This window comes from Thermogemmatispora sp. (genome assembly GCF_019683635.1).
GTDB lineage: Bacteria > Chloroflexota > Ktedonobacteria > Ktedonobacterales > Ktedonobacteraceae > Thermogemmatispora.
The window spans coordinates 1-6242 of the sequence record NZ_JADGIA010000259.1 but is presented as its reverse complement, the minus strand read 5'-3'; the positions used below and the strand labels follow the sequence as shown (position 1 = coordinate 6242).

The 6242-nt window shown below is 56.8% G+C and carries 4 protein-coding genes; 3 read left to right on the top strand and 1 reads right to left on the bottom strand.

Annotated features, from left to right (window positions below):
- Positions 1-340: 340 nt before the first annotated feature.
- The 3 genes from IRZ31_RS19465 (at position 341) to IRZ31_RS19455 (ending at position 3774) form a co-directional block, all read left to right on the top strand.
- Positions 341-1435 carry a three-Cys-motif partner protein TcmP gene (locus tag IRZ31_RS19465; protein ID WP_297156816.1) on the top strand — a complete coding sequence of 365 codons (1095 nt, stop codon included), beginning with the start codon at positions 341-343 and terminating at the stop codon, positions 1433-1435.
- Positions 1436-1750: 315 nt separating this feature from the next.
- Positions 1751-2575 carry an alpha/beta fold hydrolase gene (locus IRZ31_RS19460; RefSeq protein ID WP_297156814.1) on the top strand — a complete coding sequence of 275 codons (825 nt, stop codon included), beginning with the start codon at positions 1751-1753 and terminating at the stop codon, positions 2573-2575.
- A complete protein-coding gene (locus IRZ31_RS19455) occupies positions 2572-3774 on the top strand; it encodes an LLM class flavin-dependent oxidoreductase (protein WP_297156812.1) in 1203 nt (400 codons plus the stop codon). Before IRZ31_RS19460 ends, IRZ31_RS19455 begins: the two co-directional genes overlap by 4 nt.
- A 760-nt stretch (positions 3775-4534) precedes the next feature.
- Here IRZ31_RS19455 and IRZ31_RS19450 read toward each other — a convergent pair.
- Positions 4535-5773 (bottom strand): class I SAM-dependent methyltransferase, encoded by a 1239-nt coding sequence (locus tag IRZ31_RS19450; protein ID WP_297156810.1) that lies wholly within the window; start codon positions 5771-5773, stop codon positions 4535-4537.
- Between the last annotated feature and the right edge of the window lie 469 nt (positions 5774-6242).

Here is a 6242-nt window from a genome sequence, read left to right as displayed (position 1 = left end):
GCCTGCCATATCAGCTATCGGCTCCGTGCTCAGCTCCAGCGCAGTCCGCTTCCTTTGATCAGTCACACGCTACAGGAGTAGCATTTTAATGTTCGCTTGATTATCTTAGGAGATTTCACTTGCCAAACGACCTGTCGTTAGGTATAATCTAATAGAGAGATATAAAACTGATAGTGCGTTTTGTTTATTAAAAAATTGAAGATCCGAGGAGTGGTGCAAGCTCTGATCGTGGCGTGTACCGCGTGCCTTGCTGTCTCCAAAGGGCCTGGCTGAGGAGGGTGGCGTTTACCAGTCTTGTCCAGGAGATGGCCAGAGGCGGCGAGCTGGAAAGGAGCGCGCGATGGCTCCGCCGTCAGTGATCTGGAAGCTGGATGATCATACGCGTGCGAAACACATCATTCTGCGCAAATACCTGGATGCCTGGCTCCCCATCCTCATCCGCGAAGGGAGAAGAGGGTTACTGGTCGATGGTTTTGCTGGTCCAGGGGAGTACGTAGGCGGGGAAATCGGCTCGCCGTTGATTATGATCAATGCCTATCAGCAGCATCGTGCCGACTCCTTGCGGCGAGGCCGGGTGAAGTTTCTCTTCGTGGAGTTGGACCCCAAGCGCTCTGCTCATCTGCAGCGGAAGCTCCGGGTCCATCTCCAGAGCCACCCACTGCCACCCACCGCGACTTATCAGGTATATACGGGAAGATTTGTAGAGGCGATGACCAGCCTTCTGGCCAACGGGTGCGAGCAATATGATGCCATGTTTGTCTTTGTTGATCCATTTGGCTATTCCCACGCACCCATGTCTATTATTCGCGACCTGATGGCTTGCCCTCGCTGTGAGGTCTTGATCACCTTCATGTACCAGGAAATCAATCGTTTTCTGGATGCTGATTACAGGACCCAGCGGCAGCATTATGACTCTCTCTTCGGCACCACTGCGTGGCAGACAATCACCCTTGACACCCCCGATGTGCACACGCGCCAGCGGCGCCTGCACGACCTCTATCGTCAGCAGCTCTTGACTGTCGCAGGCGCTCGCTACGTGCGCTCATTCTGTATGCGTGATAGGAAGAACACGACCGATTATTTTCTCTTCTTTGCCACGAAGCATCGCCGAGGGATGAAGGAGATGAAGCGCGCGATGTGGAAGGTTGACCCGACGGGTAACTTTGTTTTCTCCGACTGCACTGGTCTGGAACAGGGATTCTTGCTTCAGAATGATGATCCAGCGATTCTCGCTCAGAAGATTTATGACCATTTCAGACAACAAAAAGTTACCTTTGATGATATTGAAGAATTCGTTCTTGCTGACACTGAATTTTTCAAATATAAGTCGAGCCTGAGCCTGCTGGAAGAAAAAGGGCAGATTATGGTCTATGGGCCGGCAGGGCGGAGGAAAGGCACCTACAGTGACCTGACCATGCCTGTCCTGTTTAGCTAGGTCCGGATCGATTATCTTGCCGAATTGACTCGTCTCGCCCCCTGTTACCCGCTATTCTCGCCTTAGCTCCCTACTGGCAAGCGCCGAAGAGACAGCTGCATATGGTATCCTTCTCTCCGTGAGCGGTGTCTTGTCTGTGTTCCCTCTCCTGCTCCTGGTCGTCGTGAGGCAAATGCACAATCACCGGGCGTTCCCCTTTCTATCTTCTATCGAGAGCAAGAAGAGAGGAGCCGCCAGGGCCGATGGATGGCCCAGACATTCACCTGCGTTTGAGCGAAGTCATGCTCTTCATCTAGAGGGAAAGGAGTGTCAGCGATGACCGAAGCCGATCGCGCTGGCGACCGGATTGAACGCACCATTGAAGTGCAAGGGATAGCCACCCATCTCTTTGAGGCCGGTCCTCCCACAGCGCCGCCGCTGCTCTACCTGCACGGCACCCATCTTGGCAATCTCTGGCTCGACTACCACCGCCTCCTGGCTCAGCAATTCCACCTCTTTGCCCCCGATATCCCAGGTTTTGGCCTCAGCGAGCGGCCAGACTGGATGCACGACATGAGCGATTACGTTCTTTACTTCCGCGATCTCCTGGCGGCCCTGGGCCTTGAGCGTGCCGCCCTGGTCGGGCACTCCCTTGGGGGCTGGATGGCTGCCGAAATCGCTGTCTGGTACCCCGAGCGTGTCAGCCGGCTCGTCCTCTCCAACGCTGCGGGCTTACGGGTCAAAGGGGTCCCGATGGCTGACATTTTCGCTCTCAGTCCTCAGCGACTGCTAGAGACCTGCTTTGAGAATCTCATGGCCGCCGCACCCTTGATTCCGCGTGAGATCAACACCGACTACTTTGTCCGCCTCTACGCCGAGCGCACCACGCTGGCCGCTCTGGCCTGGAACCCGCACTACGATCCCAGGCTGGCGCGGCGTCTCCAGCGACTGAACTGCCCCACTCTGATCATCTGGGGAGCGCGCGATCGCCTCATTCCAGCTGCCTATGGCGAAGAGTGGCAGCGCCTCATTCCCGGTGCGCAGCTCGTCATGCTGGAAGGGACCGGTCATATGCCCATGTTTGAAGTCTGTGAGCAGTGGGTTGCCCACGTCTCCGCCTTTCTTCAGGAGTCGCAGCCGCAGGAGGTGAAGCCCTCATGAGCCGCCCTCGACTGACTTTTCACTACTTCCATCTCATGCCCTGGCCCGATCTGCCGCCCGACTTCGATGAAAAATACGACTCGGCCTGGGTGACGTTACCCAACAGCATTTACGACCCCGAGAAAGGTCACGCCCTCTATAACCGCTACTTCGACGAGCTGGAGCGCGCTGACAAACTGGGCTGGGACAGCGTTTGCGTCAACGAGCATCATCAGAATGCCTACGGTACGATGCCCTCGCCCAACATCATGGCCGCCGTGCTCACCCAGCGCATCAAGCGGGCCAGGATCGGCATCATTGGCAACGCGTTGCCGCTCCACGACGATCCTCTGCGTGTTGCAGAGGAGATCGCCATGCTCGATGTCATCAGCGGCGGGCGCATCATCTCCGGCTTTGTGCGCGGCACCGGCATGGAATACTTCAGCTACAATATCAATCCAACGCTGAGCCGCGAGCGCATGAACGAGGCCCACGATCTCATTATCCAGGCCTGGACGCGGCCCGGTCCCTTCAGCTTCGAAGGAGAGCACTACAACTATCGCTACGTCAACATCTGGCCGCGACCTTTGCAGAAGCCGCATCCGCCGATCTGGATGCCGGGCACTGCCAGCCTGGAAACCATCGACTTCGCTGCCGCCCATCGCTATCCCTACATGACCGTTTTCATGCCGATGGAGCAGCGCAAGCGTGCCTATGAACTGTATCGCCGCCTAGCTGAGGAGAAATATGGCTACGAGGCTCAGCCTGAACAGCTTGCCTTCTGCGTGCCGATCGCCATCGCCGAGACCGATGATCTGGCCATGAAAGAGGGAGAGCGCTACATGATGTGGCTCTTTCAGAAGGCCATGAAGGTTCCGACCGAGTTCTTCATGCCGCCGGGCTACATGAGCCTGCGCAGCATTCGAGCGGCCATTGAGAACCGCGCCAGTTTTGGCTTCGGCAATACGACCTTTAAGGAACTGGTTGAGCAGGGCGTGGTCATAGCCGGCAGTCCGGCGACAGTCATAGAGAAGCTCAGCTACTACACCGAGGTGCTGCATGCTGGCATGCTGGTCACCGGCGGCTGCACTGACGGCATGCCCGATTACCTTGTGCTCAAGCATCAGGAGATGATGGCCCGTGAGGTGATGCCCTACTTCCGCCAGCAGGAGCTGCCGCCGGAGCCACGACCGGTCGAGATCCAGAGTGGGCAGCGCTGAGCGCCACGCCAGCCGACCTCTGGGGATGGGACAGAAGGGACGGTACTTTTGGGAAAATCTGTCAGCTTGCCCGTGGTGGCGCGTGTCCTCTTCATAGGGCAGGATCAGTACAGTGCTGGGGCTTGCCCTGTCTACATCCATGACAAGTCTGACATAGCCTGAGACTGGCAGGCAGCAAGGAGGGGTTCAGGGATGTTTGCTGCAACCGCGCCGCCAATCTGGCTGAAAGAGAAACTGCCGCGGCTGGTTTGTCCGCGCTGTGCCTCACGTCAGATGGCAGCAAACTCCGACTCGCCGCCGCAGGGTGAGAGCCAGGTGGGGTTCGGCCCTGCTCAAAAAAGGCCAGCTTTGGGACTCCCAGCAGGGAGGCGAAGAGAGTCTACAAGCAACGAAAGAAGTGCCTGCGAGGGCGACCTGGGCTAGCAGGAAAAAACCTGCTTGGCTCCGGCTTTCCCCTCTGTGGGTAGCCTCTATCCCGGGCTGCTCGGTGACAGCTGGAAAAGGAAGCGTGGGCGAGGTCACTCACTGGTCTGGCAAACTCCAACTGGCTATGGCGGGAACGGTAATGCGCCGGGCCTGACACCAGTGACAGTAGCTGGGCCTTCCCTGGCCCAACGCTGAGCAACATCGAGCAGCCTCTTTTTCTCTTGAGGATGCACTCCGGGAAGTAGCTGCACCACGAGGCCACCCCCCAGCAGGCCGCAGCACCAGGGGAAAGCGGCGCGTGGCACAGGCGTACAAGGTCAAGAAAAAGGTGCTATCATTTCTGTCCATAGACTACATAATATTGATACTCTACTTGTAACATTTCCATTTCTCGATTGATTTCTCTCAGTATAGTATTAAATTGTTCTTCCTCAATATTAAGCTGTTGCTGCAAGAGAGGGAAAAGACCCGGAAAAGTGGCCATCAGGTTCTTCTGCAGCATAACACCCTCGTGACGACCCCAGGGGCCGACCGGCACGCTCAACGTTTCCAGGCGGACATGGTGCAGCCCAAGGTCCTGGAAAAGGTTGCCAAGACGATCCATGAGGGCCGGATCGTAGCCGGCCCGCTTGCTGGCCTGGCGATACCACTCGATGAACAGCCTGAGAGCGGGACCGGCGTTCACAAAGGTATCTCCTCCCTCGAACAGCTCAATCCAGCCGCCTGGCGCCGTTACTCGCTGCAGCTCCTGCAACAGGAAGGGCCATCTCTTAGCTGGAATGCCCATTGCGAGCAGACGCTGATGGACATAGTCAAAAGTATGCTCGGGGAAGGGGAGGCCCCGCAGCACGTCGCCTTGCAAAAAGCTCACATTTGGGGGGAGTTTCTGCAACGGCGTCGACCACTCCAGGTCGATGCCATAGACCCGCGCCTGGGGAAAAGCCCGCGCCATCTCGATGACCCAGCGTCCGGTACCGCAGCCGACGTCGAGGATGGACCGCACTCGCCCCTTGTCGAGCGGCGCCAGATAGTTACTTTTAAGGACATGCTTGAGGTAGAAGTGCTGGAAATCGAGCCGATTGGCTTCAATGAGATCCTTCGGCAGCAGGTAATCTGTATCTATCAAGTAGCGCCTGGCGAATGCCGCCACCTGGGGAGGCTGAGGAAGCCGGACAGTCGGATATCGCTCTAGCTCCTGTCGCTGGCCGAGCGTACTGCCAGCTCCTACCAGCTCCAGCTGATCCGTGGCCTTGGGCTGCTGAAACTGCCATTTGCCTCCACAGCCTGGATCGCTCGCCGAGCCGCTGCCTGGCCAGCTTCCAGTTGCTACACGCGTTAGGAGGCCAGCAGCATGCAAGGCCCCAGGGGATGCTGATCCGAAAGAGGTGGTCACTGCTGGATTGACCGAGCTTCTGTCTCGCCGAGCCTTCGCAGCCTGCTCTGGATGAGCCTCCGCCGGCCCTCGCTCCGCTGCTCCTGTCCCAGCAACTGTCTGCAATGGCGCCGCTCTCCGCAGCCCGCGCCTTTGACCCTTGCCTCGCCACAATTGCTTCAGCCAATGCAAGATATTCATAGATGCAACCGCTCCCTACGATATTTTTTGCTCCTCCTGAGCTTCATCCAGATCCTCTCTTGTCCTGTGACAGCGTACTCTCTTGCCTCGTCCCATTCGTTGCCTGGCCGCGGCGCGGTGCTGCTCTGCTCTGCGACCTCCTTGTTGGTTGCTCTCTTTGCTGTTTCACTGAGTCCCTGCCATCCCAGCCTGCCAGCATAGGCCCCGCTGGATGGTCTGGACGTGAGACGATTGCAAGTGCTTCTTTATTGTACTACGCTTCTATGGATCTATTTTTCAAGACATTGGCTGGCAATTTTAGACATATTTCCTAACTTCTATCAGATTTCTTGTGTACAAACGGTTCCCAGAAAACCTTGCTATTAAAATTGTAATCCCCACTCGATATTACTGCCTGCTTCTTAGGAGGCAGGCAGTAATATCGATTTTTAAGTCCATAAAAAATATAATTTCTGGTTGAACTGATCAG